Annotated in this window: 24 protein-coding genes; 10 read left to right on the plus strand and 14 right to left on the minus strand. The window is 69.0% G+C overall.

The features are described from left to right. Positions 1-90 precede the first annotated feature (90 nt). Positions 91-705 (minus strand): 30S ribosomal protein S4, encoded by a 615-nt coding sequence (gene rpsD / locus AB8P05_RS06525; protein WP_012974917.1) that lies wholly within the window; start codon positions 703-705, stop codon positions 91-93. A gap of 250 nt (positions 706-955) precedes the next feature. On the opposite strand from rpsD, the gene AB8P05_RS06530 reads away from it, so the two are divergent. From AB8P05_RS06530 to AB8P05_RS06545, 4 genes are all read left to right on the plus strand, one after another. Further along, positions 956-2098: an NAD(P)/FAD-dependent oxidoreductase gene (locus AB8P05_RS06530; protein ID WP_472759245.1), complete on the plus strand. Its 1143-nt coding sequence runs from the start codon at positions 956-958 to the stop codon at positions 2096-2098. Positions 2099-2241: 143 nt separating this feature from the next. After that, positions 2242-2718, plus strand: coding sequence for an Hsp20 family protein (locus AB8P05_RS06535; protein ID WP_472759246.1), 477 nt, complete (start codon positions 2242-2244; stop codon positions 2716-2718). 87 nt (positions 2719-2805) lie between these two features. Next, positions 2806-3033: a DUF1150 family protein gene (locus AB8P05_RS06540; RefSeq protein WP_472759247.1), complete on the plus strand. Its 228-nt coding sequence runs from the start codon at positions 2806-2808 to the stop codon at positions 3031-3033. A 142-nt stretch (positions 3034-3175) separates the two neighbouring features. Beyond that, positions 3176-4252, plus strand: a complete 1077-nt coding sequence (locus tag AB8P05_RS06545; RefSeq protein WP_455172428.1) for a hypothetical protein — start codon at positions 3176-3178, stop codon at positions 4250-4252. 30 nt (positions 4253-4282) lie between these two features. On the opposite strand, the gene AB8P05_RS06550 is transcribed toward AB8P05_RS06545, so the two are convergent. The 4 genes from AB8P05_RS06550 to AB8P05_RS06565 all read right to left on the minus strand — a co-directional run bounded on the left by AB8P05_RS06550 (position 4283) and on the right by AB8P05_RS06565 (position 8609). Next, a complete protein-coding gene (locus AB8P05_RS06550; protein WP_455172429.1) occupies positions 4283-4486 on the minus strand; it encodes a hypothetical protein in 204 nt (67 codons plus the stop codon). A 128-nt stretch (positions 4487-4614) separates the two neighbouring features. Further along, positions 4615-6642: a methyl-accepting chemotaxis protein gene (locus AB8P05_RS06555; RefSeq protein WP_472759248.1), complete on the minus strand. Its 2028-nt coding sequence runs from the start codon at positions 6640-6642 to the stop codon at positions 4615-4617. A gap of 176 nt (positions 6643-6818) precedes the next feature. After that, positions 6819-7007 (minus strand): hypothetical protein, encoded by a 189-nt coding sequence (locus tag AB8P05_RS06560; RefSeq protein WP_455172431.1) that lies wholly within the window; start codon positions 7005-7007, stop codon positions 6819-6821. Between the two features lie 135 nt (positions 7008-7142). After that, positions 7143-8609, minus strand: coding sequence for a DNA recombination protein RmuC (locus tag AB8P05_RS06565; protein WP_472759249.1), 1467 nt, complete (start codon positions 8607-8609; stop codon positions 7143-7145). Between the two features lie 159 nt (positions 8610-8768). On the opposite strand from AB8P05_RS06565, the gene AB8P05_RS06570 reads away from it, so the two are divergent. After that, positions 8769-9362: an NUDIX hydrolase gene (locus tag AB8P05_RS06570; protein WP_472759250.1), complete on the plus strand. Its 594-nt coding sequence runs from the start codon at positions 8769-8771 to the stop codon at positions 9360-9362. Positions 9363-9371: 9 nt separating this feature from the next. Here AB8P05_RS06570 and AB8P05_RS06575 read toward each other — a convergent pair whose 3' ends face one another. After that, positions 9372-10565, minus strand: a complete 1194-nt coding sequence (locus AB8P05_RS06575; protein ID WP_472759251.1) for a ChaN family lipoprotein — start codon at positions 10563-10565, stop codon at positions 9372-9374. A gap of 265 nt (positions 10566-10830) precedes the next feature. On the opposite strand from AB8P05_RS06575, the gene AB8P05_RS06580 reads away from it, so the two are divergent. Next, positions 10831-11568 (plus strand): SDR family NAD(P)-dependent oxidoreductase, encoded by a 738-nt coding sequence (locus AB8P05_RS06580; protein ID WP_472759317.1) that lies wholly within the window; start codon positions 10831-10833, stop codon positions 11566-11568. A gap of 173 nt (positions 11569-11741) precedes the next feature. On the opposite strand, the gene AB8P05_RS06585 is transcribed toward AB8P05_RS06580, so the two are convergent. The 4 genes from AB8P05_RS06585 to AB8P05_RS06600 form a co-directional block, all read right to left on the minus strand. Beyond that, positions 11742-12851: a pyridoxal phosphate-dependent aminotransferase gene (locus AB8P05_RS06585; protein WP_472759318.1), complete on the minus strand. Its 1110-nt coding sequence runs from the start codon at positions 12849-12851 to the stop codon at positions 11742-11744. A gap of 228 nt (positions 12852-13079) precedes the next feature. After that, a complete protein-coding gene (locus tag AB8P05_RS06590) occupies positions 13080-14708 on the minus strand; it encodes an ATP-binding protein (protein ID WP_472759252.1) in 1629 nt (542 codons plus the stop codon). A 9-nt stretch (positions 14709-14717) separates the two neighbouring features. Continuing rightward, a complete protein-coding gene (locus AB8P05_RS06595) occupies positions 14718-16211 on the minus strand; it encodes an ATPase domain-containing protein (protein ID WP_472759253.1) in 1494 nt (497 codons plus the stop codon). A 334-nt stretch (positions 16212-16545) separates the two neighbouring features. After that, on the minus strand, positions 16546-17847 hold the full coding sequence (locus AB8P05_RS06600) for a gamma-glutamyltransferase (protein ID WP_472759254.1): 1302 nt from the start codon (positions 17845-17847) through the stop codon (positions 16546-16548). Positions 17848-17937: 90 nt separating this feature from the next. On the opposite strand from AB8P05_RS06600, the gene AB8P05_RS06605 reads away from it, so the two are divergent. The 4 genes from AB8P05_RS06605 to AB8P05_RS06620 all read left to right on the plus strand — a co-directional run bounded on the left by AB8P05_RS06605 (position 17938) and on the right by AB8P05_RS06620 (position 22420). Beyond that, positions 17938-19308, plus strand: a complete 1371-nt coding sequence (locus AB8P05_RS06605) for a M48 family metalloprotease (protein ID WP_472759255.1) — start codon at positions 17938-17940, stop codon at positions 19306-19308. 158 nt (positions 19309-19466) lie between these two features. Continuing rightward, complete coding sequence (locus AB8P05_RS06610) at positions 19467-20885, plus strand: esterase-like activity of phytase family protein (protein ID WP_472759256.1); 1419 nt, start codon at positions 19467-19469, stop codon at positions 20883-20885. A gap of 124 nt (positions 20886-21009) precedes the next feature. Further along, positions 21010-21777, plus strand: a complete 768-nt coding sequence (locus AB8P05_RS06615; RefSeq protein ID WP_455172441.1) for a DsbA family protein — start codon at positions 21010-21012, stop codon at positions 21775-21777. A gap of 13 nt (positions 21778-21790) precedes the next feature. Next, a complete protein-coding gene (locus AB8P05_RS06620) occupies positions 21791-22420 on the plus strand; it encodes an HAD family hydrolase (protein WP_472759257.1) in 630 nt (209 codons plus the stop codon). Between the two features lie 155 nt (positions 22421-22575). Here the strand turns inward: AB8P05_RS06620 and AB8P05_RS06625 are convergent, their stop codons facing one another. The 4 genes from AB8P05_RS06625 to AB8P05_RS06640 form a co-directional block, all read right to left on the minus strand. Continuing rightward, entirely contained in the window at positions 22576-23244 is a 669-nt protein-coding gene (locus tag AB8P05_RS06625) for an MT-A70 family methyltransferase (protein WP_455172443.1), read from the minus strand. A 116-nt stretch (positions 23245-23360) separates the two neighbouring features. Then, the gene (locus AB8P05_RS06630) at positions 23361-24068 is read right to left on the minus strand and encodes a Crp/Fnr family transcriptional regulator (protein ID WP_472759258.1); all 708 of its coding nucleotides are present in this window, start codon (positions 24066-24068) and stop codon (positions 23361-23363) included. Further along, positions 24065-24739 carry a YgjV family protein gene (locus AB8P05_RS06635; RefSeq protein ID WP_472759259.1) on the minus strand — a complete coding sequence of 225 codons (675 nt, stop codon included), beginning with the start codon at positions 24737-24739 and terminating at the stop codon, positions 24065-24067. The genes AB8P05_RS06630 and AB8P05_RS06635 overlap by 4 nt, the downstream gene beginning before the upstream one ends. Before the next feature lie 385 nt (positions 24740-25124). Next, entirely contained in the window at positions 25125-25682 is a 558-nt protein-coding gene (locus tag AB8P05_RS06640; RefSeq protein WP_455172446.1) for a cold-shock protein, read from the minus strand. Between the last annotated feature and the right edge of the window lie 74 nt (positions 25683-25756).

Genomic DNA, 25756 nt, shown 5'->3' on the forward strand with positions numbered 1-25756 from the left:
GAGGTCCGGCATCGTAGATAAAAGCATCCGCCAAAAGCAAAAAGGCCGCTCCCGGGGAGCGGCCTTTCGCGTTCGGCGGGAGCCGACCGATCAGCGCGAGTAGAACTCGATGACCAGGTTCGGTTCCATCTGGACCGGGTACGGGACGTCGGCCAGCAGGGGAGCGCGGACGAAGCGGCCCTTCAGCGCGCTGCTGTCGACTTCCAGATAGTCGGGGATGTCACGCTCGCCGGAAGCGGCGGCTTCCAGGACCAGCGCCATCTGCTTGGACTTGGCGCGCACCTCGACGGTGTCGTTGTCCTTGATGCGGGCCGACGCGATGTTCAGGCGGCGGCCGTTGACCAGGATGTGGCCGTGGTTGATGAGCTGGCGCGCGGCGAACGGGGTCGGCGCGAACTTCATGCGGTAGACCACGGCGTCCAGACGGCGCTCCAGCAGACCGATCAGGTTCTCGCCGGTGTCGCCCTTGCGGCGGACGGCCTCGGCATAAATGCGGCGGAACTGCTTCTCGCCGATGTTGCCGTAGTAGCCCTTCAGCTTCTGCTTGGCCATCAGCTGCAGGCCGTAATCCGACGGCTTCTTGCGGCGCTGGCCGTGCTGGCCCGGGCCATACTCGCGCTTGTTCAGCGGGCTCTTGGCGCGGCCCCACAGGTTGACGCCAAGGCGGCGGTCGATCTTGTACTTGGACTCTTGACGCTTGCTCATGACTCTCACGCCTCGTTGGACACGAGTTGATGTTGTCCCGGTAGTTCCGTCCGCCCTTTCAGGCGGCGGACGGGGCGCCAAAGATTGCGCGCGCCCGCTTTCCCAGGAGGTGAAGGCGCGCACAATACCCATTGGCGCGGCCGAGTCAAGCTCGACGCTTCAAGCCTGACCGCGCCCACCGTCTTCTCCTTGCAATGCCCCGTCCTTTGCGCTCCCCTTCCGGGCACAGCGGCAAGCCAGGGCGAAGGCGATGGAACGGGTGGAGTGCGTGGTCGTCGGGGCGGGGGTGGTCGGTCTGGCGGTGGCGCGCCGGCTGGCGCGGACTGGGCGCGAGGTGATCGTGCTGGAGGCGGCGGACGCCATCGGCACCGGCACCAGCTCCCGCAACTCCGAAGTCATCCATGCCGGCATCTATTATCCCACCGGCAGCCTGCGCGCCCGGCTGTGCGTGCCCGGCCGCGACGCGCTCTATGACTACTGCGCCGCCCATGGCGTGGAGCATCGCCGCACCGGCAAGCTGATCGTCGCGACGGAGGAGGCCCAGCTGCCGAAGCTGGCCGCGATCCGCGCCCAGGCCGCCGCCAACGGCGTCGCCGACCTGACGGAAATCGACGCCGCCACCGCGATGCGCTGGGAACCGAACCTGCGCACCGTCGGCGCCCTGCTGTCGCCTTCCACCGGCATCATCGACAGCCATGGGCTCATGCTGGCCCTGCTGGGCGACGCCGAGGAGGCCGGCGCGATGCTGGCGCTGCTGAGCCCCCTGCTGCGCTCCCACCGCACCGCCGCCGGTTTCGAGCTGGAGGTCGGCGGGACGGAGCCGATGCGGCTGGCCTGCTCCACCCTGGTCAATGCCGCCGGGCTGGGCGCCTGGGCGGTCGCGCGCGGGCTGGAGGGGCTGGAGGCCGCCCATGTGCCGCCGCGGGTGCTGGCGAAGGGCAACTACTATGCGCTTGCCGCCGGCCGCTCCCCCTTCTCGCGGCTGGTCTATCCGGTGCCGGTCGAAGGCGGGCTGGGCGTCCACCTGACGCTGGACCTCGCCGGGCAGGCCCGCTTCGGCCCGGACGTGGAATGGCTGGGCGACGTCGCCGATCCGATCGACTATGCCGTCGATCCGGCCCGGGCCGACTCCTTCTATGGCGCGGTGCGCGCCTATTGGCCGGGACTGCCCGACCATGCGCTGGTGCCGGCCTATTCCGGTGTGCGTCCCAAGCTGAGCGGACCGGGGCAGCCGCAGGCCGACTTCCTGATCCAGGGGCCGGGCAGCCACGGGGTGGAGGGGCTGGTCAACCTGTTCGGCATCGAATCGCCGGGCCTGACCTCCTGCCTGGCCATCGCCGACGCGGTGGCGGCGGAGCTTGGCGAGGCTCCCGAGATCATCGGCCGCGCTTGAGGCCCACAGGGTTCTTGACCGCGACCCCGGCTCTCCCAATCTATAGGCGTGGCGGCGCCGGCGGATGCTGGGCCGCCGATCCGCCGGGCGCCGGAAACGGGCCCATGTTCCGCAACTCGCTCCCGTCGTGAGGAGGATGCGTCGTGACGACTCGCCTTTCGCTCTTCAACAGCCCGCTGCTTCTCGGCTTCGACCAGTTCGAGCGCACGCTCGACCGCATCGCCAAGAATTCGGCCGAGGGCTATCCCCCCTACAACATCGAGCAGATCGGCGACGACGGCCTGCGGATCACGCTTGCCGTGGCCGGCTTCACCTCCGAAGACCTGTCGGTCCAGATCGAGGACAACCAGCTGGTCATCCGCGGCCGGCAGACCGACGACAAGTCGCGCGTCTACCTGCATCGCGGCATCGCCGCCCGGCAGTTCCAGCGCAGCTTCGTCCTGGCCGAGGGGATAGAGGTGGTGGGCTGCTCGCTCGACAACGGGCTGCTCAACATCGACCTGACCCGCCCGATGCCGGAACCGAAGGTCCGCACCATAAAGATCGAGCAGCCGAAGAAATCCGCCGGCGGTGCCGTGCCGCGCACCATCGACGTGTCCGCCGACGGCAAGGACGACTGACCCGGCCCCCTCCCTTCATCCACCCACCAGCCTCTTCCCGACACTCTGCACGCGCGGCCGCCCATGACGGGGAGCCGCCGGGAGACCATGACCATGATCAACGATACCCACAGCCAGCTGCGCCAGCTGTCGACCCAGGATTTCGCCAGCTTCGGCCTTGGCGACGTCGCCTATGTCCGCCCGGTGGAGATGGAGGGCACCGCCGCCTTCGCGATCCACGCCGCCGACGGCACGCCGCTGAGCGTCGTCGCCGACCGCGAGCTGGCCTTCGCCGCCATCGTGCAGAACGACATGGAGCCGGTCAGCGTCCACTGACCGCCCGCCGCCGCGCGCCGGCAGACAGGGCGGGCGCGCGGCGGACGGCATCACCATCCTTGTCAGCCCTGACTCCTGTTGTAATGTGCGCTCTGCGATAATCATGGGCGCATGACGCGAGAAGGCATCGGGGGACGGTCGGTTGGACGGCGGGGCAAGCGATACGGCGGTTGACGCAAAGGCCGCGGAAGAGACTGAAAAGCGGAAGGCGTGGGACGACGAGGCCCGCGATTCCCTGCACATCCTGCCCTTGTCGTCGATCCCGCTGGAAACTCCCGGCCTGCAGCATGCGCGCCTCATCAAGAATGTCCGGCTGCAGACCGTGGTCGAGATGTTCCGCGACGCGCAGACCGGAAGCGGACAGGTCACCGCCCGCCATCTGCCCGCCTATTTCGAATCCTACAAGGACGAGATCGAACGCGATCTGGTGAAGCTGGAGAAGATCGGCGCCGCCTCCAGCTTCGACGTCTACTCCTCGCGCATCGAGCTGCGGCGGCTGAACATCGACGTCAACAACGTCGAATCGCTGACCCTGTCCGACCGCAAGAAGGCGGAACTGACCAGCTACATGCGGGTCTTCACCCGGCCGCTGATGGAGTATGTCTACGGCACGGAGGAGCTTCAGGTCGCCGACGTGACCGACATCATCCAGCTGTTCGCCAATCCCAACCGGGAGGAGGCGCTGCGCAACCTGCGCATGATGGCCGACCGGCTGGACATCGGCCTGAACGAGATCCCGCAGTTCCTTGAGGAATACGGCGACATCTTCCTGTCGCTGGCCTATTTCCGCAAATGCCTGGACGAGATCGTACCGGAGGTGCAGCGCTTCGTCACCTGGATGGGCGAGATCCGCAGTTCCGCCGAGGTGAAGCGCGACCCGCGCCAGATCAGGCTGCTGGACGAGATCGGCCGCGACCTGACCGACATCTCCACTTCCATCACCGGCCGGTTCGAAAGCTTCGACAACCGGTCCAAGGATTTCTGGAGCGACATCAACGCCGACACCTTCCGCGCCATCCGCGAGCTGATCTCGTCCCACCACGTCACCATCGGCGGGGTGCTGTGCGGTCTGGCGGTGAAGATGACCCTGTGGAAGCACCGCTTCGCCCGCGGCGGCGGCGGCCCGAACCGCCGCATGGAGTTCGTCAAGTCGGAGATTTTGCCCGGCCTCTCCCACATCAAGGCGCTGGAACAGTCGGCGCGGACGGGGCATCTGTAACCGCCCGGATCCGGACCTTCGCGGCCCCCGTCAGTCCATCGACAGGATCGTCGCCAGCGCGTTGTTGTCCAGCAGGGCCGTCACGACCAGGGCCAGGATTGGCGTCAGGAACAGCAGCCCGATGACGCAGCGCACGACCAGATCGGTGCGGCGGGCGGAGCGGCAGAGCGGGCAGTCGTCGGGACCATGCCCGTAATCGGAGCCGCAATAGGGACAGGCGGTTGTTTCGACCATGGCGAACGGGCTTTCGGAATGGGCCGGCGGCCGTGGGACTGTCCCCATTCTGGACCGGCGCATCGCCCGAACGTCATGAAATCACTGTCATCTACCTGTCTTCGCCCCGCCTGTGGCGGATGAGGTGCTCACGCCGCCCTCTCCATCGGCACCAGCCCGGCGGCGATGCGGCGGAACTGGCCGGCGAAGCGCTCGCGCTCGGCGGCGGCCAGGGTGAAGGTGACATGCAGACGGCCGCCGATACCGCCGCCATCGATGGCGCGCACCGTGGCGGGCACCGGCTCCAGCCCCGGCAGCGCCACGCCTAGCGCCGCCCCCTCGGCCAGACCGGTCCAGGACTGCTGCGGCAGGCCGCTGATCTGCGCGCCGCCTTCCGAAGCGTTGTCGATGGTCACCGGGATTTCGCGCCCGCCGATGATCAGCCGGCCCGGACGGTTCAGCGGATAGCGCGGAGCGGAGCGGCGGTTCACCTCCGGCGTGGCGGTGCGAATCGCCTCGATCAGGACGCGGCGCAGCTGGTCGATGCTGGTGGCCACGCGGGTGGACAGGGCGTTGACCTCGCTGGCGCGTTCGCCGGTGGCCGTCGCCTCCTGCGAGACGGCGGCGATGCGGGTCGCTACCTCCTGCGCCGCGTTGGAGGTCTGGACGACGTTGCGGGCGATCTCGCCGGTCGCCGCCTCCTGCTCCTCGATGGCGGCGGCGACGGTGGCCGAGACCGTCTCCACCCCGCGCACCCGGTCGGCGATGGCGCGCACGGCGCTGACCGCCTCCGCGGTGGTGGCCTGGATGGCGGCGATCTGGCTTTCGATCTCGTCCGTCGCCCGCGCCGTCTGGCCGGCCAGCTGCTTCACCTCGCTGGCGACCACGGCGAAGCCCTTGCCGGCCTCCCCAGCCCGCGCCGCCTCGATGGTGGCGTTCAGCGCCAGCAGGTTGGTCTGGCCGGCGACGTCGTTGATGAGGTCGGTCACCTCGCCGATGCGGGTCACGGCCTCGGCAAGGCGCTGGATCGTCTCCTCCGCCCGCAGCGACGCGCCGACCGCCTCGCCCGTCATGGCGGTGGCGGTGCCGATCTGGCTCGCGATCTCGCGGATGGAGGCGCTGAGCTGCTCCGACGCCGCCGCCACGGTCTGGGCGTTCGACAGCGCCTGGGTCGCGGCGGCGGCGACGTTCTGGCTGTTGTCGCTGACGGCGCGGGCCGATTCGGCCATGCGGGTGGCGTTGCCGGCCATCTGGCTGGTCTGGCTGGCGACCACGTCGACGGCATTGGATGCCTCGGTCTCCACCGTCTCGGCCATCCGCAGCAGGGCGGCCTGCTTCTCGCGTTCGGACCGTTCGCGCTCCTCGTCACGCACGCGGCGCAGCCGCTCGGCCTCCTCAGCATTCTCCTTGAAGACGCGCAGGGCCGCGGCCATCGCGCCGATCTCGTCGCCGCGGTCGGCGCCGGGGATCGGCGTGGCGAGGTCGCCCTGGGCAAGGCTGCGCATGGCCGCGGTCAGCTCGCCCACCGGCCGCACCACCCGGCGCCGGATGCCCAGCACGCCCAGCACCACCACCGCCAGCACCAGGGCCGAGACACCCCAGACCGCGGTCATGAACAGGCTTTCGCGGCCGGTGGCATAGACTTCCGTCTCGCTGTTGTAGCGGGTGGTGTCCGCGACGATCCGGTCGACGACGGCACGGTGGGCCGCGTAGGCTTCGGCGATCACTGCGTAGGAGGCGCGGGCCGCCGCCTCGTCCTTGCGGGCGAGCGCCGGCAGGAACCTTGTTTCGACCTCGGTCCAGAAGCGCATCACCGGCGCATGGGACGTTCCGGTCAGCTGGTCGACCAGCGCCGGTTCGAAGCGCTCCTTGAGCCAGTAGTCATGCCGCTCGTCATAATCCTTGCGCAGCTGAGCCAGACGCGCCCGCCGCTGCTCCACCGACGCCGGATCGTTCATCGCCAGCGTGGTTTCCAGATACGCCTCGATCACATATTCGGGCGGCGGCAGGATATCGGCGATCAGGTCCTTGCCCAGCACGATGCGCTGGTAGATCGGGCCGCCCACCTTCAGCTCGCGGATCGCCAGCGCACCTGTCAGGACCACCGCAAGGAAACCGAGCGTGACGACCACGCCGAACAGGTTGGTGAGTGCGGCGATCCTGAGGTTCTTCAGCATGATGCGACCCCTGCGCAAAGACGACGGCAAGGGGTTGCTTCTCAGATTGAACTATTTATGACAAGCAAAAAACTTGCTCGGTTATCGGGTCAAAAAGAAATGATGTTTCATTGGGCGCTTTGCATGCGGAATGTGCAGTGTCTGCGCAAAGCCCAACCAAAGTACCGGCAACGGGCTCAAGTGAGAACCAAAGTGCCGATCCAGCCGACCAGGGCGAGGATCACCAGCATCACCAGCAGGGTCACGATCACCATGTTGCTGCGCCGAATCGAGCGGCAGCGCGGGCAGCCCTCCTCCGTGGCGGGATAGGGATGGGCGCAGCGGTCGCAGCGGACGGTCTGCTCGGTTCCGGTCTGGTCCGTCATCGGCGGGTTCCGTGGTCTCGAAAACTGTGAGGCCGCATGGATAGCACGGCCGTCCCTGCACTGCAGCGGTGAAGAGAGGCCGGCGGACACCGCCGCGGACGGGACGGAATGTCGCAGCGGCCGGCCGGGCCGCCGTCAGTCCGCCGCAGAGGACTCCGGAGAGGACGCCGCAGGCGGCACGCGCAGTTCCGTCGCCTGCAGGCGGCGCGGGCTGTGGTCCAGCGGTTCCAGCAGCGGCATCTCCGATCCCTCCGGCGCGGCATGCAGGTCGCGGAAGCGGCGGGCGCTGACCAGCACCCGCGATTCCAGCGTGCCGACCGCGCTGTTGTAGCAGCCGACCGCCTTGTCCAACTGCCCGCCCAGCTTCTCCATATGGCCGCCCAGGTCGGACAGGCGCTTGTACAGCTCAGCCCCCAGCGCGCTGATCTCGCGGGCATTGTCGGCCAGCCGCTCCTGCCGCCAGCCATAGGCGACGGCGCGCAGCAGCGCGATCAGCGTGGTCGGGGTGGCCAGGATGACGCGGTGGTCGATGCCGGCCTCGATCAGCGCCGGGTCCTGCTCCAGCGCCGCGGAGAAGAAGTTCTCGCCGGGCAGGAACAGCACGACGAATTCCGGACTGTCGTCGAACTGGTCCCAATAGCCCTTGGTGCCGAGCTGTTTCATATGCTCGCGCACATGGCGGGCGTGGCGGGCCATGCCGTCGCGCCGGGCGCCGTCGTCCAGCGCCTGGACACCGTCGAGATAGCCTTCCAGCGGCGTCTTGGCATCGACCACGATGGTCTTGCCGCCGGGCAGCGTGACGATCAGGTCGGGGCGCAGCCGGCCGCTGTCGACCGACACCTGCTCCACGAAGTCGCAATGGTCGAGCATCCCCGCCATCTCGCAGACCCGGCGCAGCTGGATTTCGCCCCAGCGCCCGCGCGCCGCCGGGGTGCGCAGCGCCCGGACGAGGTTCCCGGTCTCCGTCCGCAGCGCGCTCTGGCTTTCCACCAGCGACAGCACCTGCTGCTTCAGCCCCTCATAGGCGCCGGCCCGGCTGCTTTCCAGCTCGCGGATCTGGCGGTCCATCGCCTCCAGCGACTGGCGCACCGGATCGACGATGGCGGCGATGGCGGTCTGGCGCTTGTCCAGGTCGCCCTTCGCCTGCTCCTGGAAGCCGGCCAGCGTCTCCCGCGCCAGATCGAGGAAGCTGCGGTTGTTCTGGTGCAGCGCCTCCGCCGACAATGCCTTGAAGCTGTCGGCCAGCGCCGCCTGGGCGCGCTCCAGCAGGGCCATCTTCTCCGCCGCCGCGGTCCGTTCGGCCTCCAGCCGGGTGGACAGCTGGGCATGGCGTTCGCGGGCGTCGGCGACCTCGCCATGCAGGCGGGCGATCTGGTGGTCGCGCGCCTCGATCTCCTCGCGCAGGTCGTCCTCGGTCCGTTCGGCGAGGTCGAGGCGGGTGGCGAACTCCGCATGCAGGGCGGCGGCAGCGGCCTCCGCCCGGCCGGCGGCGGCGCGCAGCACCGCCCAGGCGATGGCCGTGCCCAGCAGCAGGCCGGCTGCCAGTCCGATGGCCAGCGACAGGCCGTCCACGACCATCCCGTTCACCACGAACTGCGTCACCCCTGCTCCCCCACCCCTGCCCCACGGCTGAAACGGGCACAGCCTATCGGAACGAAACGCGAATTGGAACAGGGCGCGAACGGACGGGGTGCCGCAGCACCGTCCAGCCCGCGCTTTCCCCGCTTGCCCAACCAGGGCCGCGGCGCCATATCGGAAGCCATGCCGAACGACAAGACTCCCGACACGACTTCCCCCGATTGCGGCCCCGGCTGCGGCGGCCCCCGCGTCCGCGCCATTCCGCCCGGCGAGGACCGCGAACGGCTGATGTGCCCCGATTGCGGCTACATCGCCTATCAGAACCCGCTGATCGTCGTGGGGGCGGTGGCGACCTGGGAGGACGGCCGCATCCTGCTGTGCCGCCGCGCCATCGAACCGCGCAAGGGCTTCTGGACCCTGCCCGCCGGCTTCATGGAGGAGCGCGAGAGCACCCGCGAGGGCGCCGCCCGCGAAGCCTGGGAGGAGGCGCGCGCCCGCATCGACATCGACCATCTGCTGGCGATCTACGACATCCCGCGCATCAGTCAGGTCCAGATGATCTTCCGTGCCCGCCTGCTGTCGCCGGACGTCGAGCCCGGCCCCGAAAGCCTGGAGGTCGGGCTGTTCGCCTGGGACGAGATCCCGTGGGGCGAGCTTGCCTTCCCCACCGTGGTCTGGGCCCTGCGCGAACACCGCGACCGGCTGGGCCGCAGCGACTGCGCCCCCGCGGTCAACCCGACCCCGGACGCGCTTGCCCGCTGGGAACGGATGCTGTAGCGGCCGGCCCTACCGCCGCTCCGCCGGGAACTTCGCCACCAGCTCCTGTTCCGCGCCGTCGCGCCGGATGGTCAGCGGCAGCCAGGTGCCGGGCGCTTGACGGCGGATGACGGCGACCAGATCGGCCGGCGCCCGCACCGGGCTTCCCGCGGCATTCAGGATGCGGTCGCCGCTGCGCAGGCCGGCCAAGGCGGCGACGCTGCCGTCACTGACCGCCCCCACGGTGATGCCGTCCGGACCGGGGTCGAGCTGCACGCCCAGCCGCGGCCGCTGCGGTTCGGCATCCTCGCGCGCCGGCCCCAGCCCGAAGACCGCATCGGCGATGCGCCCGTCCAGCTCGCCGCAGTCGCGGTCGGCATCCCAGGGCAGCAGCACGGCGGAATCGGGAATCCCGAGGTCCGCCAGTTGATGGGGAACACCGTCGCGGTAGAGGGTATGGCCCTGCCCCAGGATGCCGACGACGGCGCGGCCGGTGGTGCGGCGGGTCTCGGCGATCTTCTCCGCCATCGCGCGGTCCCAGACGCTTTGCGCCTCGATGAAGCGCTTGGCCGCATCGGTGGGGGCGGCGGCCTGCGACTCCGACCGGTCATGCGCCGCCAGCGTCTCGGTCAGGCGGCTGCGGTAGGCTTCCGTCGGAGCGGCAGGGGTGCCGACGCCCTCGCGCTCCCCCTCCGGAATGGCGGCCCAGCCGTTGCGGGCGGTGCGGCTGATCAGCGAGCGCTCCACGTTCAGCGCCACCACCGGCAGACGGTGCAGGCGGGCGAACTGCAGGATCGGCAGGTAGAATCCCGGATCGAAGCCCCAGACCGTGCGCCAGTCCGTCTCCCTCAGGAACTCGCTTTCCGTCAACTCCCCCGCCACCCAGCGGTCGAGCACCGGCTGCAGCCGGCGGGGCAGCATCTCCATCCCGATGGCGAGATCGGGATTCAGTGCATGCAGGCCGGCGAGCGTGTGGAGCTGCCAGCGGTGATGGTCGGCCTTGTCATGCTGTTCCCCCAGCAGGACGACCGGCGCGTCGGAGAGCCGGCGCAGCAGCGGCACCGGTTCCACCGCCGCCCCGGTTCCGTCGGCCCACACCCCCGGCGGAACGCAGCCGGTGCGCGCCGCATCCTCCGCCCGGGCGTCCGGTGCGGCGGCCAGGGTCAGCGCCGCGACGACCAGCGGGGCGAGACGGGGAAAGCTACGGATGATCTGGCGCGGCAAGGGGGGACTCCGTCGGCGCAGGCATTGCGCCAAGGTTGGAACTTCCGGAGGCAACGTCAATGGAGAAGGCCGCCGATTGCGTCGTTCGGCCGCGCCGAAGATCCGCGGCGGATGACAGGCGGGGCGCCGGCGGGTAGGATCGGCGCCGGCGGTGGACATGCGGCGGATGAAGGCCCTCGGCGCCTGCATCCGTACCCCCCGAGGCCGCTCCCAGGGACTCCGACCTCACCGCCGACCGCAATCATTCGTGAAGCGCACCGCCGCCATGCCGCACCGCAAGACCGTCATTCTCACCGGCGCCAGCCGGGGTATCGGACACGCCACCGTCACCCGGTTCAGCAATGAAGGCTGGCGCGTGATCTCCTGCTCGCGGGAGGATGTGCCGGAGCATTGCCGGCGCGATCCCAACTGGACCCACCACATCCCGGCCGACCTGTCCGACCCCGCCAGCCGCGCCGCCTTCGTGGAGGAGGCGAACAGGGCGCTGGACGGCGCCCCCCTGCATGGCCTGATCAACAACGCCGGCATCTCGCCCAAGACCCCGATCAAGGAGCGGCTGGGCTGCCTGAACGGCTCCATCGAAGGCTGGCACCGGGTGTTCGAGCTGAACTTCTTCGCCGCCCTGGTACTGGCGCGCGGCTTCGCCGCTCCGCTGTCCAAGGGGAAGGGGGCGATCGTCAACGTTACTTCCATCGCCGGCCATTCGGTGCATCCCTTCGCCGGCTCCGCCTATTCCACCTCCAAGGCGGCGCTGTCCGGCCTGACCCGCGAGATGGCGGTGGAGTTCGCGGAGATCGGCGTCCGCGTCAACGCCGTCGCCCCCGGCGAGATCGAAACGGCGATGACCGGCCCGGAATACGACGTGCTGATCCCGCGCATCCCGCTGAAGCGCATGGGCACGCCGGAGGATGTCGCCGCGGTGATCTTCTACCTCTGCGGCCCGGATTCGGCCTATGTGACGGGGACGGAGACCTTCATCACCGGCGGGCAGCATCTGTTCTGAGGGGGTGCTTCAGGCGGGTGCCCCCTCCCCATCCCTCCCCCTCTTCGAGGGAGAGGGGGCAGGACGCTTGGCGGCGAGAGTCATTCGCACAGCTGCGGCAGTCCCCTCTCCCACCGTAAGGTGGGGGAGGGTTAGGGAGGGGGCATCGTCAGCCGCCCCCTCGCAACCGAACGCTACGTCCCCGCCCTCCACGCGATCAGCCGCCGCGCCGCCTCGGCGATGGTCTCCTCCGCCCCGGCAAAGCTGAAGCGCAGGAAGCGCCGGCCGCGGGCGGGGTCGAAATCGATGCCGGGGGTGCAGGCGATTCCCGTCTCCTCCAGGATCTGCTTCGCCAGCGCCTCGCTGTCGTCGGTCATGTCGGACACGTCGGCATAGATGTAGAAGGCGCCGTCCGCCGGGGCCATCTTGGTAAAGCCGGCCTTCGGCAGCTCCTCCAGCAGAAGCGCGCGGTTGCGGGCATAGCGGGCGACGTGGCCGTCCAGCTCCTCCGTGCAGTCGAAGGCGGCGACCGCCGACACCTGGCTCAGCGTGGGTGCGGAGATGAACAGGTTCTGCGCCAGACATTCGACCGAACGCGCAAGATCGTCCGGCACGATCATCCAGCCCAGCCGCCAGCCGGTCATCGAGAAATACTTGGAGAAGCTGTTGACCACCAGCGCCTGATCGTTCACCTCCGCCGCGGTGACCGCATCGGTGCCATAGGTCAGGCCGTGGTAGATCTCGTCCGACACCATGCGCACGCCGTTGGCGCGGCACCAGTCGGACAGCGCGGTCAGCTCCTCCCGGCTCAGCATCGTGCCGGTCGGGTTGGCCGGGCTGGCGACGATCAGTCCCTGCACCGGCTCGTCCAGCGCCTCCAGCAGTTCGACGGTCGGCTGGAAGCGGTGCTCCGGCCCGGTCGGCAGTTCCACTGGAACCACGCCGGCGGCGGTCAGGGTGTGGCGGTAGGCCGGATAGCTGGGCGAGGCCATCGCCACCCGGTCGCCCGGATCGAAGGCGGCGAGGAAGCCCAGCTGGAAGGCGCCCGACGACCCGGTGGTGACGACCACCCGCCGCTCCGGCACGTCGACGCCGTACCGGTCCTTGTACCACTTGGCGATGGCCGCGCGCAGCGGCGGGATGCCGAGCGCCCCGGTGTAGCCCAGCGGGTCGCTGCCCACGACGGCGGTGGCCGCCGCCTGCACCACGCCCTTCGGCGCGCCGGTGGAAGGCTGCCCCACCTCCATATGCAGGACTTCGAGACCGGCGGCCTCACGCTCCGCGGCGGCGCGCATCACCTCCATCACGAAGAAGGGCGGAATCTGACCTCGTTTAGACGGACCAAGCACTTAGCGTCTCCGTTACACGTCCGGGAAACACGCCACGCATGAAAAGGGCGGCAGTTGCCATCCTTCCTATCATGCAGGCCGGTCCAAGGCCATTGCACCGCCGGCAACCCACGATCCGGTATCCGCCGGGCGGCGGCGCACCGAGCGGCTGCGGACATCCCGCGGCGAAAGCCGGAATGCCCCTCACTCCGGCAGCATCGCCGACAGGCAGGCCGCCATCTGATGGGGGGTAAAGGGTTTGCGCAGGAGACGTATGGGCTCGTCGAACTCGGGCGTATCCGCATAGCCCGTCACGATCATCGCCGGAATGCCCGGAAGCAGTTTCCGGACCTCCCGCACCACGGCGGCGCCGTTCATGTCGGGCATGGCGAAGTCGGTGACGAGGGCATCGACGGCCACCCCATCCCGAAGGGCCGCGAGAGCCTCGTTGCCGCCGCTGGCCTCGACGACCTGATGTCCGAGGCTCTCCAGCAGCGCCGCCGTCCCCAACCGTACGATGGCGTCGTCCTCCACCAGCAGGATCCTGCGCCCGGTGCCGGGCTGGCGGGTTTCGCCGACGGTATCGGCAGGCACCGCGGCACTCGCCTGGACGCTCGGCATGTAAAGCGTGATCGTCGTTCCGCTGCCGACCGTGCTGTCGATCTGCACGCCGCCGCCGGACTGCGTCGCCATGCCGTGGACCATCGACAGCCCGAGTCCGGATCCCTTGTCGAGCGGCTTTGTCGTGAAGAACGGCTCGAAGACGTGCGGCAGCACCGACGGATCGATCCCGGTGCCGGTATCCCTGACCCTGAGGCCCACATAGGTCCCGTCGGCGAGGTCCGGCGGCCACTCCGCCCCGCTCTTGCGGTCGACCGCCGCGACGAACGCCGTCAGGGAGAGCCGCCCGCCCGTCGGCATCGCATCGCGCGCGTTGATCGCGAGATTCAGGATGGCGGATTCGAGCTGGGCGCGGTCGATCAGCGCCGCGGGGAGACCGGGCGGCACCTCGATCGTGACGCCGATCAGGCCGCCCAGCGAACGCTCCAGAAGGGAACTCATGCCGTTCAGCAGGTCGCCCAGGTCGGTCGCCTCGGGCATCAGCGTCTGGCGCCGGGCGAAGGACAGCAGGGATTGCGTCAGGCGCGCGCCCCGTTCGATCGAGCGGTTCGCCGCGTCGAAGAGATGGCGCGGCGTGCCGTCGGGCACGGTGGGGTCCAGGACCGCAAGGCAGCTGACGATCCCCTGGAGCACATTGTTGAAGTCATGCGCCACCCCGCCGGTCAACTGTCCCAGCGCCTCCATCTTCTGCGCCTGAAGCAGAGCCGCCTCCGCCCGCCGGCGGTCCTGCATTTCGGCCTGCAGCGCCCGCGTTCTGTCCGCAACCCGCTCCTCCAGGCGGCCGGTGGCCCTGGTGATCTCCTCCAGGTGGGAGCGGGTCCGGTATTGGCGCACGCGGCTGCGCACCGCCGCCCGGGCGGCGCTCTGCAGCGCCTCGCGGTGCAGCGGACGGTCCAGGAGCGTCACGTTCCCAAGCGCCTGGAAAAAGGCATGCCGCCCCTGCCCGGCTTGACGGGTGCGGCGGGCGGTCAGCACCACGATGGGCAGGTCGGACCATGGGGGCTGGGCATCGAGCCAGGCGGTCAGGGCCTCCACCCCCATCGCCAGCGCCCCTTCGGACAGGATCAGCGCGGTGGCCGCATCGTCGAGGCGGTCGCAGAGGGACGCCAGATCGGCGTATGGCCGCGTGGCCAGACCGACCTCGCCGAGCACCGAGCCGATCACCTCGGCATCCCGCCCGTCGGGAGCCAGGACAAGGATGGATGTGCGCATCGGCGTCGGTCAGCCCGCCTCGCTGGAACTGCGGAGCAGGGGCTCCTGGGACCCCCTGTACTCCGGCACACCCGTCAGGACGCCGTGGAAGTCCATCAGCTTCGGGCCGACCTGCATGCCGTCGGGGAAAAGCCGGAACTCGCGGATGGACAGCTCGTGAACGCCGGTGCGCTTCTTCACCACCGAGATCGCCTTGCGCACCTCGCCCCCGGCTTCGAAGAAGCGCAGCAGAATCACGGTGTCGCTCATGAAGGAAAGGTCGACGGGGTTCTGCACCTCCCCGACGATCCCCTGCTGCGCCAGGATCAGGATCGTCACCACGCCCTTGTTGTTCAGGTAGGTCAGCAGCTCGTGCATCTGCAGGGTAAGCGCCTGCTCCTCCGGCATGGTGCTCAGGTAGGAGTTCAGGCTGTCGATCACCACGATGCGCGCGTCATGGTCCTCGACCTCCCGGCGCACCTGCCAGACGAACTGTCCAGGCGACAGGCGGGATGGGTTTGCCCGTTTCCACCCGAGGTGGTTCTGCCGCACGGCGTCCGCGATATCGATCCCCAGGGCGATGCTGCGCTGCTCCAGGGTCTTGAACGTCTCGTCGAAGGAGAAGTAGGCGGCATGTTCGCCGCGCCGCACAGCACTCGCCACATATTGCAGGGCGATCGACGATTTCCCGACGCCCGACGGGCCCACAAGCATCGTGGTGGTGCCCTGGGTCAATCCACCGCCCATCAGCTCGTCCAGCGCCGGCAAGCCGCTTTCCATGGAGTCCGGCTGGAACTCGCCCCTATGCTCCTCGGCGATCAGGCTGGGAAAGACCAGGACGTTCCTCCTGGTGATGGCGAAGTCATGCCAGCCGCTCTGATAGTCGGCCCCCCGCATCTTGGCGATCCGCAGGCGGCGGCGCGCGGCGCCATAGGACCGTTCGATCTGCTCGAGCACGATCACGCTGTGCATGAGGCTGTGCAGCTCCGTCGTGCCGTCCACGTGGGTCAGGTCGTCGAGGATCAGGGTGGTGCAGCGGCGCCCCTGCAGGAACTGCTTCAAGGCAAGCACCTGCCGGCGATAGCTGAGTTCGTCCTGGGCAAGCAGCCGAAGCTCGGACACCGTGTCGATCACCAGCAGTTCCGGATCGTCGGCCTCGATGCGGTCGGTGATAAGGCGCACCGTCTCGCCAAGCTCCACCTCCGACGGGTAGAGAATGCTCTGCTGACGGTCCAGGCGGGCTTCGATCGGAATGAGATCGAACACGCCGATGCCGTTCAGCGACCATCCGTGGCTGGCCGCGGTCACCGCCAGTTCTTTCGCGCTTTCCGACAGGGTGACGTAGAGCCCCTTCTTGCCGTCGTCACGGCCCTGGAGCAGGAACTGCAAGGCAATGGTCGTCTTCCCGGTTCCCGGCGCGCCCTCCAGCAGGTGAAGACGCCCACGCGGCAGTCCGCCCCGCAAAATCAAATCGAACTCTGGAATTCCGGTCAGAATCTTTTCCATTGGTATCGGCGCAGGCACCAGCGGCTCCTTTTTCTCATCGCACTCTCACAAACACGGCATGGGAAAAATGTTCCGGCAGCGTTGGCGCCGTGCAGAGCGATTTTCGCCGCGAGACTTTCGCCGCGAGATTTTTGCTGCAAGATTTTCAGGGCGAATCCGCTTAAGCCCGATCCCTTTCGGGACCGCCCGGTTTCACTGTCGGGGCGCTTGGAAGCAAGCCGGGATGCGGGGCCGGATAAAGCCGAAGCGACAGGTCCGAATGAAATGAAGCCAGCGCATGTCAGGGATCTTCGCTTCCCGGCTGCGCTGGCTTCCGTTTGGATCAGGACGGTCCGACCGCCTGGGGGCGGGATCAGTCCCGCTTGCGTTCGCTTTCGACCGTCAGCGCCAGGCTGCCGGCACGCGGGTCGGTCGCCGTCTGGCAATAGCGGATGCCGTCCTCCGTCGACACCCGGCAGCCGACGAAGCTGGCCCGCCCGGGGATCGATTGCGGCCGCGCGGCCTGGATCTGCGGCGCGGTCGATTTGTCTTCCAGACCCGACGGCAGGGCCACCGACAGCAGGGCGGCCGGACCGGCGGCCGGACCGTCGTTGCCCGCCGCTGTGCCGACGCCGGCGAACAGGGTGCGGCCGATGATGGAGTTGGCGATCAGGGCCGGCGCGCCGAAGCCGCCGCGCTCCACACCCTGGGCCACCAGCATGCCGGTGCCGGGAATGCCGCGGCCGGTGCCGAAGGGCGCGCCCTGGGTGAAGGCGCAGGCGGCACCATTCTCGTCCGGATCGATCACCATCACCCCGGCGCCCGCCGCGGTGGCGCCGGCACCGGTGGCACCCAGCAGCTGGGCGGCGCGGGTCGCCCGCTCGGCCGGCGGCAGGGCGGCCACTGCCTTCCAGGCCTGGATCAAGGCGGCGCCCGACTCCGGCTCGGTCGTGTCGGGAACATGCAGGTCGCTGATGTCGAAGGGCACGGTCAGCGTGGCGCCGACCCGCGGCTGGTAGGCGCGCAGCTGCGCCGGGTCCAGCCCCATGCCCTGGGCCACCGTCGCGGCGAGCGGCCCGGCATAGAAGGCGCCCACGCCCTGGCGGCGCAGGACCGACAGCGTCGCGGCCAGTTCCGGCTGACCGGCGACCGTGCCGACCGCCGGCGTGCCGGCGCCCAGCAGGCGGCGGCGCACGTCGGAATCGGCGGCCAGACGCCCGCCGAACGCATCGAGATCCTGCACCAGCGCGCGGCTGATACCGGGGGAGAATTGCGCCAGCTGTTCCGCCGGAGCGACCACCTGCTCCCACCGCATCACCCCGGCGGAGGCCTGGACCGCATACAGGCCGCGGGCCATGGCCGGCATGCCGACGCCGCCGGCAGCGGCGGGACGCGGCAGGAAGTCGATGGTCCGCGCCTTCTTGGAAGCGGCGTCGAACAGGACGCAGACGCCGCCGCCGGTCAGCCCGACGCGCGACGGCAGGCTGGCGGTCATCGCCAGCGCCATCGCCGCCACCGCGTCGCCGGCCTTGCCGCCCTGTGCGATGATGTCGCGGCCCACGCCGGCGGCATAGGGTTCGTCCGCGACGACGAAGCTCTGGACCGTCGCGTCGGTCTTGAACTTCGTGTTGACGCAGCCGGCCAGCAATGATGCAGCTATGGCAACCGCGCCCAACCGTCGCCAGATCGCAAGCGAGTGTGTCGCGGCCCGGAGTTCCGCCGGTTCCGCGCGGGGGTCCGCTGTTCAAAGCCGGAGGTCGTCACGGTGCGCAAGCCCAGCAGGCTGGTTTCGGTCGTCGCCATCATGTCCATGTGTCTGATGTCGCTGGTGTGGGAAGCGCCACCGGCGAGCGCGCAGCGCCGCTCGGACATGCAGATCCTGGGCGACGCCGAGACGGACCATATCATCCGCAAGATGGCCCGGCCAATCTTCCAGGCGGCGGGCATCGACCCCGACTCGGTGCAGATCCTCCTGGTCAACGATCCCTCGATCAACGCCTTCGTCGCCGGCGGACAGAACATCTTCCTGCACACCGGGCTGCTGCTGAACGTCGACGATGCCGACCAGTTGCTGGGCGTTATCGCGCACGAGACCGGCCACATCTCCGGCGGCCATCTGGTGCGCGGGGCGGAGGCGATGGACAACGCCTTCCTGTCCTCGCTGCTCGGCATGGGGCTGGGCGTGATCGGCGGCCTCGCCTCGGGCAATGCCGGGGCGGGGGCGGCGGGCGTCATGCTGGGCCAGCATCTGGCGGAACGGAACTTCCTGTCCTTCTCCCGCACGCAGGAGGCGTCGGCCGATCAGGCCGGCCTGTCCTTCCTGGAACAGTCGGGCATCTCCGCCAGGGGGATGGAGGCCTTCCTGGAAAAGCTGGGCGTGGGCGAGCCGCTGATGAACGACCGCGACGCCGGCTATCGCCTGACCCACCCGCTGACGCGCGAGCGCATCGAGGCGGTGAAGGCTTTCGTCGCGCGGTCCCGCTATGCCGACGCCCGTCTGCCGGCGGCGACGGAGGCCGACCTGCGGCGGGTCCAGGCAAAGCTGTACGGCTATCTCGATCCGCGCGGCGCGCTCCAGCGCTACAAGGCGAACGATCCGTCGCCGGCCGCCCGCTATGGCCGCGCCTATGCCTATTTCCGCCAGGGCGACGTCAGGCAGGCGACCCCGCTGGTCGAGGGCCTGATCGCCGACGAGCCGCGGAACCCCTTCCTGCATGAGATGAAGGGCGACCTGATGCTGCAGACCGGCCGCGCGGCGGACGCGGTGGCCCCGTACCGGAAGGCCATCGAGCTGGCCGGTTCCGAAGCCGGAACGATCCGCGTCTCCCTCGCCCATGCCCTGCTGGAGCAGCGCGATCCCCGTCTGGCCGACGAGGCGCTGAAGAACCTGCAGATCGCCGCCAAGGGCAAGGCGCAGTCGGCCTTCCTGTGGCGGCTGACCGCCCAGGCCTGGAGCATGAAGAAGAACGACGGCATGGTCGCCTACGCCACCGCCGAGGAGGCGCTGGCGAGAGGCGACCTGCCGATGGCCAAGGCGCAGGCCGAACGGGCGGAAAGGCTGCTGCCCGCCGGATCGCCGGGCTGGCTGCGCGCCCAGGACATTCGCGGCCAGACCGGCGGCGACAGGCCGCGCTGACCCCGCCGGCACAGGCTGGTCATATGACGAAAGCATCCTTCCGGTAACGCAACGGTCATCGAACCGTCCCCGCCGCGTCATCGCCGCTTGCTATTCCGCGGACATCGAGCGCGTCCCCGCCACTTGGCCCCGACGCGCGGTTCCGTCCACAGGAGTGCATGCCCATGCTGTCCGTCCGCCTGCCGTCCTGGCGCGGCGCCCTGTTCGCCACCGCCGCCCTGCTGTCCGCCGGCCTGACCACCGCTGCCCAGGCCCAGGACCAGCAGGCCAAGCGCTATCCCGCCACGCTGGCCGGCCACGCCCTGTTGCCCGCCGACACGCTGGTGCAGGCGCCGGCCGATGCCGGGCCGCTGTTCGCCACCGCCGGCAAGTTCACCAACGCCGACCGCAAGCGGGTGGACACGGTGGGCAGCATCCGCGCCACCTCCTTCGCCTCCGACCCCAAGGTCCCGCGCCAGACGGAGATCATGCTGCCGGTGGCCGGTCAGGCGGTGCAGGGCTTCTCCGCCATCGTTCCGCAGGGCAACGGCGAGTTCATGGCGCTGACCGACAACGGCTTCGGCAGCAAGGTGAACTCGGTCGATGCGCTGCTGATGGTCCATCGCGTCAAGCCGGATTGGCAGAGCGGCGCCCTGCAGCGGCTGGAGACCATTTTCCTGCGCGATCCCGACCGCAAGGTCCCCTTCGCCATCGTCAACGAGAACAGCACCGCGCGCTACCTGACCGGCGCCGACTTCGATCCCGAATCGCTGGTGGTCCAGGCCGACCGCCTCTTCATCGGCGAGGAGTTCGGCCCTTACATCCTGGAGCTGACCCGCGACGGCGTGGTCGTCGCCGTGCATGAGACGATGGTGGATGGCAAGCCGGCCCGCTCGCCCGACCATTACCGGAACGGCATCCTGCCGCCGGTTCCGGGCGCCGTCGCCTTCGAGGTCCGCCGCTCGCGCGGGTTCGAGCCGATGGGCGTGTCGCCGGACGGCAAGACCCTGTACCCGTCGCTGGAAGGCCCGCTGTGGAACGCCGCCGCCAACGCCTTCGAGAACAAGGACGGCCGCGCGTACACCCGCATCCTGGAGTTCGACGTCGCCAGCCGCACGTACACCGGCAAGTCCTGGAAGTACAAGCTGGAGGACAACGCCAACGTGGTCGCCGATCTGGCGATGATCGACGCCGGCAGCGCGCTGGTGATCGAGCGCGACGACAGCAGTGAGGGTGCGAAGACCCAGGCCTGCCAGGGCGAGGCCAAGCCCGACTGCTTCAACGCGCCGGCCGCCTTCAAGCGGGTCTACAAGATTGACATCGCCGGGGCCGACGCCGAGGGCTTCGTGCGCAAGGTCGGTTACATCGACCTGACCGACATCGCCGACCCCGACCGCAAGGCCCGGGCCGGGCAGGCGCCGGAAGGCCGTTTCGTCATGCCCCATCTGGGGCCGGAGGGGGTGAACATCGTCGATGCCGACCACATCGTGGTCGTCAACGACAACAATCTGCCCTACTCCACCGGCCGGACCATCGGCAAGGCCGACGGCGACGAGATGGCGCTGCTGTCGGTGGGCGAGCTTCTGCGCGCCCGCTGATCGCGGAAACGTGAAACCGGGAGTGAGGTCCGGACGAGCGCTTTGCACTTGTCCGGACCGGATTGTCGGTCCAGTGTGGGCGGCCTTCGGCCCAATGTCCCCAGCGTTTCGGAGACCGCCCACCATGCGCCCCGTCCTGCCGTACCTGCGTTCCGCCCTTTTGGCCCTGCCTGTCGCGGCGCTGGCGCTGTCCGCCTCCGCTCCGGCGCAAGCGCAGTCGGCGAGCTTCGACGGCAACCAGAAGGCCGCCATCGAGAAGATCGTCCGCGACTATCTGATGGAGCATCCCGAGGTCATTCTGCAGGCCGTCGACGCCATGCAGGAGCGCCAGAAGGCGGCGGAGGCCGAACAGGCCCGCAAGGCCCTGGTCGAGAACCGGCAGGAGCTGACCCGCAACCCCGCCGATCCGGTCGCCGGCAACCCGCAGGGCGACGTGACGGTGGTGGAGTTCTTCGACTACCAGTGCGGCTACTGCAAGGCCGTCCAGGCCGACACCCAGGCGCTGATCAAGGGCGACCCCAAGCTGCGCTTCGTCCTGAAGGAATTCCCGATCCTGGGGCCGGCGTCGCTGCTCGCCTCCAAGGCGGCACTCGCGGCCCGCGGCCAGGGCAAGTACATGGAGCTGCACAACGCCCTGATGGCCCATCGCGGCCAGCTGGACGAGGCGGTCATCATGCGGCTGGCCAAGTCGGTCGGGCTCGACACCGACCGGCTGAAGAAGGACATGGAATCGCCGGACGTGCTGAAGGTGATCGCCGCCAACCAGGCGCTGGCCGAGAAGCTGAACATCCGCGGCACCCCGGCCTTCGTTTTCGGCGACGAGCTGGTGCCCGGCGCCATCAAGCTGGACGACATGAAGCGGCTGACCGACGCCGCCCGCGCCAAGGGCTGAGGCGGACCGTTCCATGATCGCAACGACTGAGCCGCTGAAGCCGACCGTCGTCGTCTTCGACGTCGGGCAGGTGCTGATCGAATGGGACCCGCGGCACCTCTACCGCGAGCTGTTCGACGGCTATGAAGACCTGATGGAGGATTTCCTCGACCGGGTCTGCACCCCCGCCTGGAACCTGGAGCAGGACCGCGGCCGCCCCTGGAACGAGGCGGTCGCCCAGCTGACCGAGGAGCATCCGGACTGCGCCGAGTTGATCCGCGCCTATGACGACATGTGGGAACGCATGGTGCCGGGCCCGATCCCCGGCACGCCGGAGATCCTGGCCGAACTGAAGGCCCGCGGCGTCCCGGTCTATGCCATCACCAACTTCTCGGTCGACAAGTTCGAGCTGACGCGCAAGCGCTTCGACTTCCTGAACGGCTTCGACGGCATCATCGTTTCGGGTCAGGAACGGCTGGTGAAGCCGGATCCGGCGATCTATCGGCTACTGATGGATCGTTACGGACTCGAACCGAAGCATTGCTATTTCATCGACGACAACCCCGACAATGTCGAGGCCGCCAAGTCGGTGGGCATGTCGGCGCACCTGTTCCTGGGCGCCGAGGCGCTGCGGCGGGATTTGGAGGCGTTGGGGGTTTTGTGAGTGAGGTGGGGTGTTTGGCCCCCTCCCTAACCCTCCCCGCTTCGCGGGAGAGGGGACTGCCGCCGCTGTGCGAATCACTCACGCCGACAAGCGTTCTACCCCCTCTCCCGCGAAGCGGGGAGGGATGGGGAGGGGGCCGCGACAATAGAACTCCCCTACTCCGCCGCCGCCTCGCGGTCGGTGGCGGAGTTGAAAGCGTAGGTCTTCCAGGTCGGCTCATAGCTGTCGTCGGCTTGGTTGCCCCAGACCGACCAGTTGGGCCGGGCACCGCGGGCGAACATTTCCAGGAAGGGGCCGGGGCTGCAGGCCTCGATCAGTTCATACTGTTCATCGGGCTTGCGGCTGTGCTCGCGCTTGCGGCTTTCGATCAGGTTGACCTGGGTACGGCCGGGGGGCAGCGTGCGGGCCTTCTTGCCGCGGACGCCGAACAGGATCAGTTCGGTCACGTTGCGAAAATAGAACCCCACCCCGCGCCCGTCCGACCCGCCGTCCTTGCGCACCTTGTGCCAGACGAGGTTGGTCTTGTACTCGAACCCCCAGCTGCGCATGACCTGCAGCCCTTCCGGCAGCAGCGCGTTGGGGACCCAGAGATAGAGATGCGCGGTGGGGGCGGCGATATCGGCGACCGGCAGGGCACAGATGTCCTCCACCGTCATGGTGCCGTAGCGCGACAGGCGGCGATGTTCCGGCGCCATCTTGCCGGTGCGGTTGACGAAGCGCCAGGGCGGGTCCGCCATCACGGTGGCGAAGCGCCGGTCACCGGCGAAGGCCACCAGATCCCGCGCCGGATCCGATGCCGTCGCCACCGTGTTGCTGTCGCCCATCGCTGCCTCGAAATCCTGAACAAACCCGGTACTGGGAGGGTGCAAACTCGCACGCGGCGGCAACCGCCGTCAATCCAGTCTAGCCGCTCGGCCGACGCTGTCACAAGCAGCGGCGGTCACTCCTCCTCGCCGGCCTCGGCGACTGCACGCAGGGTGGCGCGCTCGGCCACGCTGACGGTCAGCCCCTGGGTTTCCACGCCCGAAGCGCGCAGCTTGGCGAGCGCCCGCGACAGGGTTTCCGGCTGCATGCCCAGGCGCCGCGCGATCAGCGCCTTGTCGAAGGGAAGCTGGAACTGCGCCGGGCCGTCGCCGGGCGGGCAGACCCGCATCAGGAAGGCGGCGACCCGCTGCGGCGCCGGCTGGACCTGAAGTTGCTCGATCTGTGTCACCAGATGGCGCAGCCGCACCGACAGCGACCCCAGCATGCCGAAGGCGATGCGGTCGTCCTCGCGCAGGCAGCGGGCGAATCCGTCGGCGGTCAGGGTCATGACGCGGGCGTCGGTCACCGCCTCCGCACAGACCGGGAATTTGCCGTCGGCGAACATGGCGGCTTCGGCAAAGCTCTCGGCCGGGCCGATGACATGGACCACCGCCTCCGTCCCGTCGCGGGTCAGGCGGTACAGCTTCACCCAGCCGTCGAGCAGCACGAAGAAGCGGTCGGCGGGCTCGTCCTGCAGGAACAGGGTGGTGCCGCGCGACACCGGCCGCACGATGGCGACGCCGCCCAGCAGGGACACCGCACGGTCGGTCAGCTTGGCGAAGAGCGGAATGCCCCGCAGTGCCGCGGCGTCTTCCGCCGACAGGTTGCTGTGGTGGGTGGTCATGACAGCTTCGCCTCCCTGGCCTTTGGCGCCATTGGTGTTGGCCCCGTTGGAGTTGACCCCGTTGGAATTGGCCCCGTTGGAATTGGCCCCGTTGGAATTGGTGGGGGCGGTGCCGTCCGGTCGCGGTCGCGCAGCAGCATCCAGGCGTTCACGGCAATCCCGGTCAGGTCGGAGACCATTCCCGGTATCGACCCCACCATACAGTTGTGCACGAACCAACAGGGCAATGCCACCAGCATGGTGCCGCGGAACACAGCAACCCGGGTCTGGTAGCGGGCAAGGCTGATCAGCGCCATCCCGGCCGCCGCGAAGACGGACGGCAGGCCGGTCCAGGTCACGGCCATCACCGCGGCGATCACCGGCAGGATCAGCAGATAGACGATCCGGAATGCCGGCCAGGTGCCGAGCGCCAGCGCAGCCAGCACCTGCAGCGCCGCAAGCCCGTTCAGCGCCGCCGCGGTCGGGGCGCCCACCAGGGTGAAATGCAGGGCGAAGCCCAGGCAGGGCACCAGCTGCACCAGAAGCATGGCGCGCCGGCTGCGGAAAAAGGGCCAGAGCATGCCGCCGATCATGCCGCACAAGCCGACCAGCTGCGCGACGGACCAGCCGATGTCCGTCATCCCTCCCCCGCTGAAGAGCGCCGGGAGCCGGTCGGTCAGCATCTCGATCATGCCGGGAAGCCCCCAACGACGAAAAGGGCGACGAAAAGGGCGGCGGGAGACGGCGCCGGCCGCCCCGAAGGGCGGCGCAAAAGGCAGAGCAGCGAATGGAAAGAGCGGAAGACACACGCAACGCACGACCGGGCCGAACCAAAGCCACGGCCGGATCACTCACGAGCCAGGACCGCAGAAAAAACCGAGACAAAAAAGACAGGAACGCACGGCGCGCCCCCGAAGGGAGGCACCGTGCGATAAAGGTCCGGAATTTCACCGGGAAGACCGGAACGACTATCGTTCCGATCCTCGATACGCTTATCAGATCAGCGGAGCCGGCCGTACCGGCGCCCGTCCCGAGGGAGCGAACGCCGTCCGGCCGAGGCCCGGGATGTCCCGAACCTTACAGGTACTCGACCTTGCCCGCTTCCGGACCCTTCTGGCCCTGACGAACGGTGACGCGCACCTGATCGCCTTCCTGGAGGGTCTGCATGCCCGAACGGCGCAGCACGTTGACGTGGACGAAGACGTCCTTGCCACCGGTGCTGGGCGTGATGAAGCCAAAGCCCTTGTCGGCATTGAACCACTTCACGGTGCCGTCGACTTCCTCACCGCCGCCGCCGGCATCGTAGCCGCCGCGGTCATAGCCGCCACGGTCGAAGCCGCCGGTCCGCGGACGGGCCGAACGCTGAGCGGTCGACGTATCGACCGTGTGGATGGAGGCCACCTGCGGCCCCTTCGGCCCACGGGCCAGGTCGCAGGTGATGGTGGTGCCTTCGTCCAGCGCGTCGTAGCCGGCGGCCTGAACCGCAGAGACGTGCAGGAAGGCGTCGGGCGAACCGTCCTCAGGCGACACGAAGCCGAACCCCTTGGTGGGGTTAAACCACTTCACGGTGGCGGTGACGTTGGACTTGGTGATCTCGGGAGCGCGGAAGCCCTGGCGGGGCGGGCGGTCGAACATGTGTCTTCAAGCTCATAGAGTGTGCCGAATGTCTTTTGTCACAGGGATCCGGTCCCAGGTCAAGCCTTCCAAAG

The sequence above is a fragment of the Azospirillum sp. VT-I1 genome, assembly GCF_055698305.1.

Coding starts and splice junctions, on each gene's coding strand:
- AB8P05_RS06555 (WP_472759248.1), bottom strand. CDS start 6,642: ATGCTGAAGAACCTCAGGATCGCCGCACTCACCAACCTGTTCGGCGTG.
- rpsD (WP_012974917.1), bottom strand. CDS start 705: ATGAGCAAGCGTCAAGAGTCCAAGTACAAGATCGACCGCCGCCTTGGC.
- AB8P05_RS06635 (WP_472759259.1), bottom strand. CDS start 24,739: ATGATCGAGATGCTGACCGACCGGCTCCCGGCGCTCTTCAGCGGGGGA.
- AB8P05_RS06640 (WP_455172446.1), bottom strand. CDS start 25,682: ATGTTCGACCGCCCGCCCCGCCAGGGCTTCCGCGCTCCCGAGATCACC.
- AB8P05_RS06625 (WP_455172443.1), bottom strand. CDS start 23,244: ATGGGCGACAGCAACACGGTGGCGACGGCATCGGATCCGGCGCGGGAT.
- AB8P05_RS06620 (WP_472759257.1), top strand. CDS start 21,791: ATGATCGCAACGACTGAGCCGCTGAAGCCGACCGTCGTCGTCTTCGAC.
- AB8P05_RS06570 (WP_472759250.1), top strand. CDS start 8,769: ATGCCGAACGACAAGACTCCCGACACGACTTCCCCCGATTGCGGCCCC.
- AB8P05_RS06530 (WP_472759245.1), top strand. CDS start 956: ATGGAACGGGTGGAGTGCGTGGTCGTCGGGGCGGGGGTGGTCGGTCTG.
- AB8P05_RS06610 (WP_472759256.1), top strand. CDS start 19,467: ATGCCCATGCTGTCCGTCCGCCTGCCGTCCTGGCGCGGCGCCCTGTTC.
- AB8P05_RS06615 (WP_455172441.1), top strand. CDS start 21,010: ATGCGCCCCGTCCTGCCGTACCTGCGTTCCGCCCTTTTGGCCCTGCCT.
- AB8P05_RS06630 (WP_472759258.1), bottom strand. CDS start 24,068: ATGACCACCCACCACAGCAACCTGTCGGCGGAAGACGCCGCGGCACTG.
- AB8P05_RS06590 (WP_472759252.1), bottom strand. CDS start 14,708: ATGCGCACATCCATCCTTGTCCTGGCTCCCGACGGGCGGGATGCCGAG.
- AB8P05_RS06560 (WP_455172431.1), bottom strand. CDS start 7,007: ATGACGGACCAGACCGGAACCGAGCAGACCGTCCGCTGCGACCGCTGC.
- AB8P05_RS06580 (WP_472759317.1), top strand. CDS start 10,831: ATGCCGCACCGCAAGACCGTCATTCTCACCGGCGCCAGCCGGGGTATC.
- AB8P05_RS06585 (WP_472759318.1), bottom strand. CDS start 12,851: ATGGAGGTGATGCGCGCCGCCGCGGAGCGTGAGGCCGCCGGTCTCGAA.
- AB8P05_RS06540 (WP_472759247.1), top strand. CDS start 2,806: ATGACCATGATCAACGATACCCACAGCCAGCTGCGCCAGCTGTCGACC.
- AB8P05_RS06550 (WP_455172429.1), bottom strand. CDS start 4,486: ATGGTCGAAACAACCGCCTGTCCCTATTGCGGCTCCGATTACGGGCAT.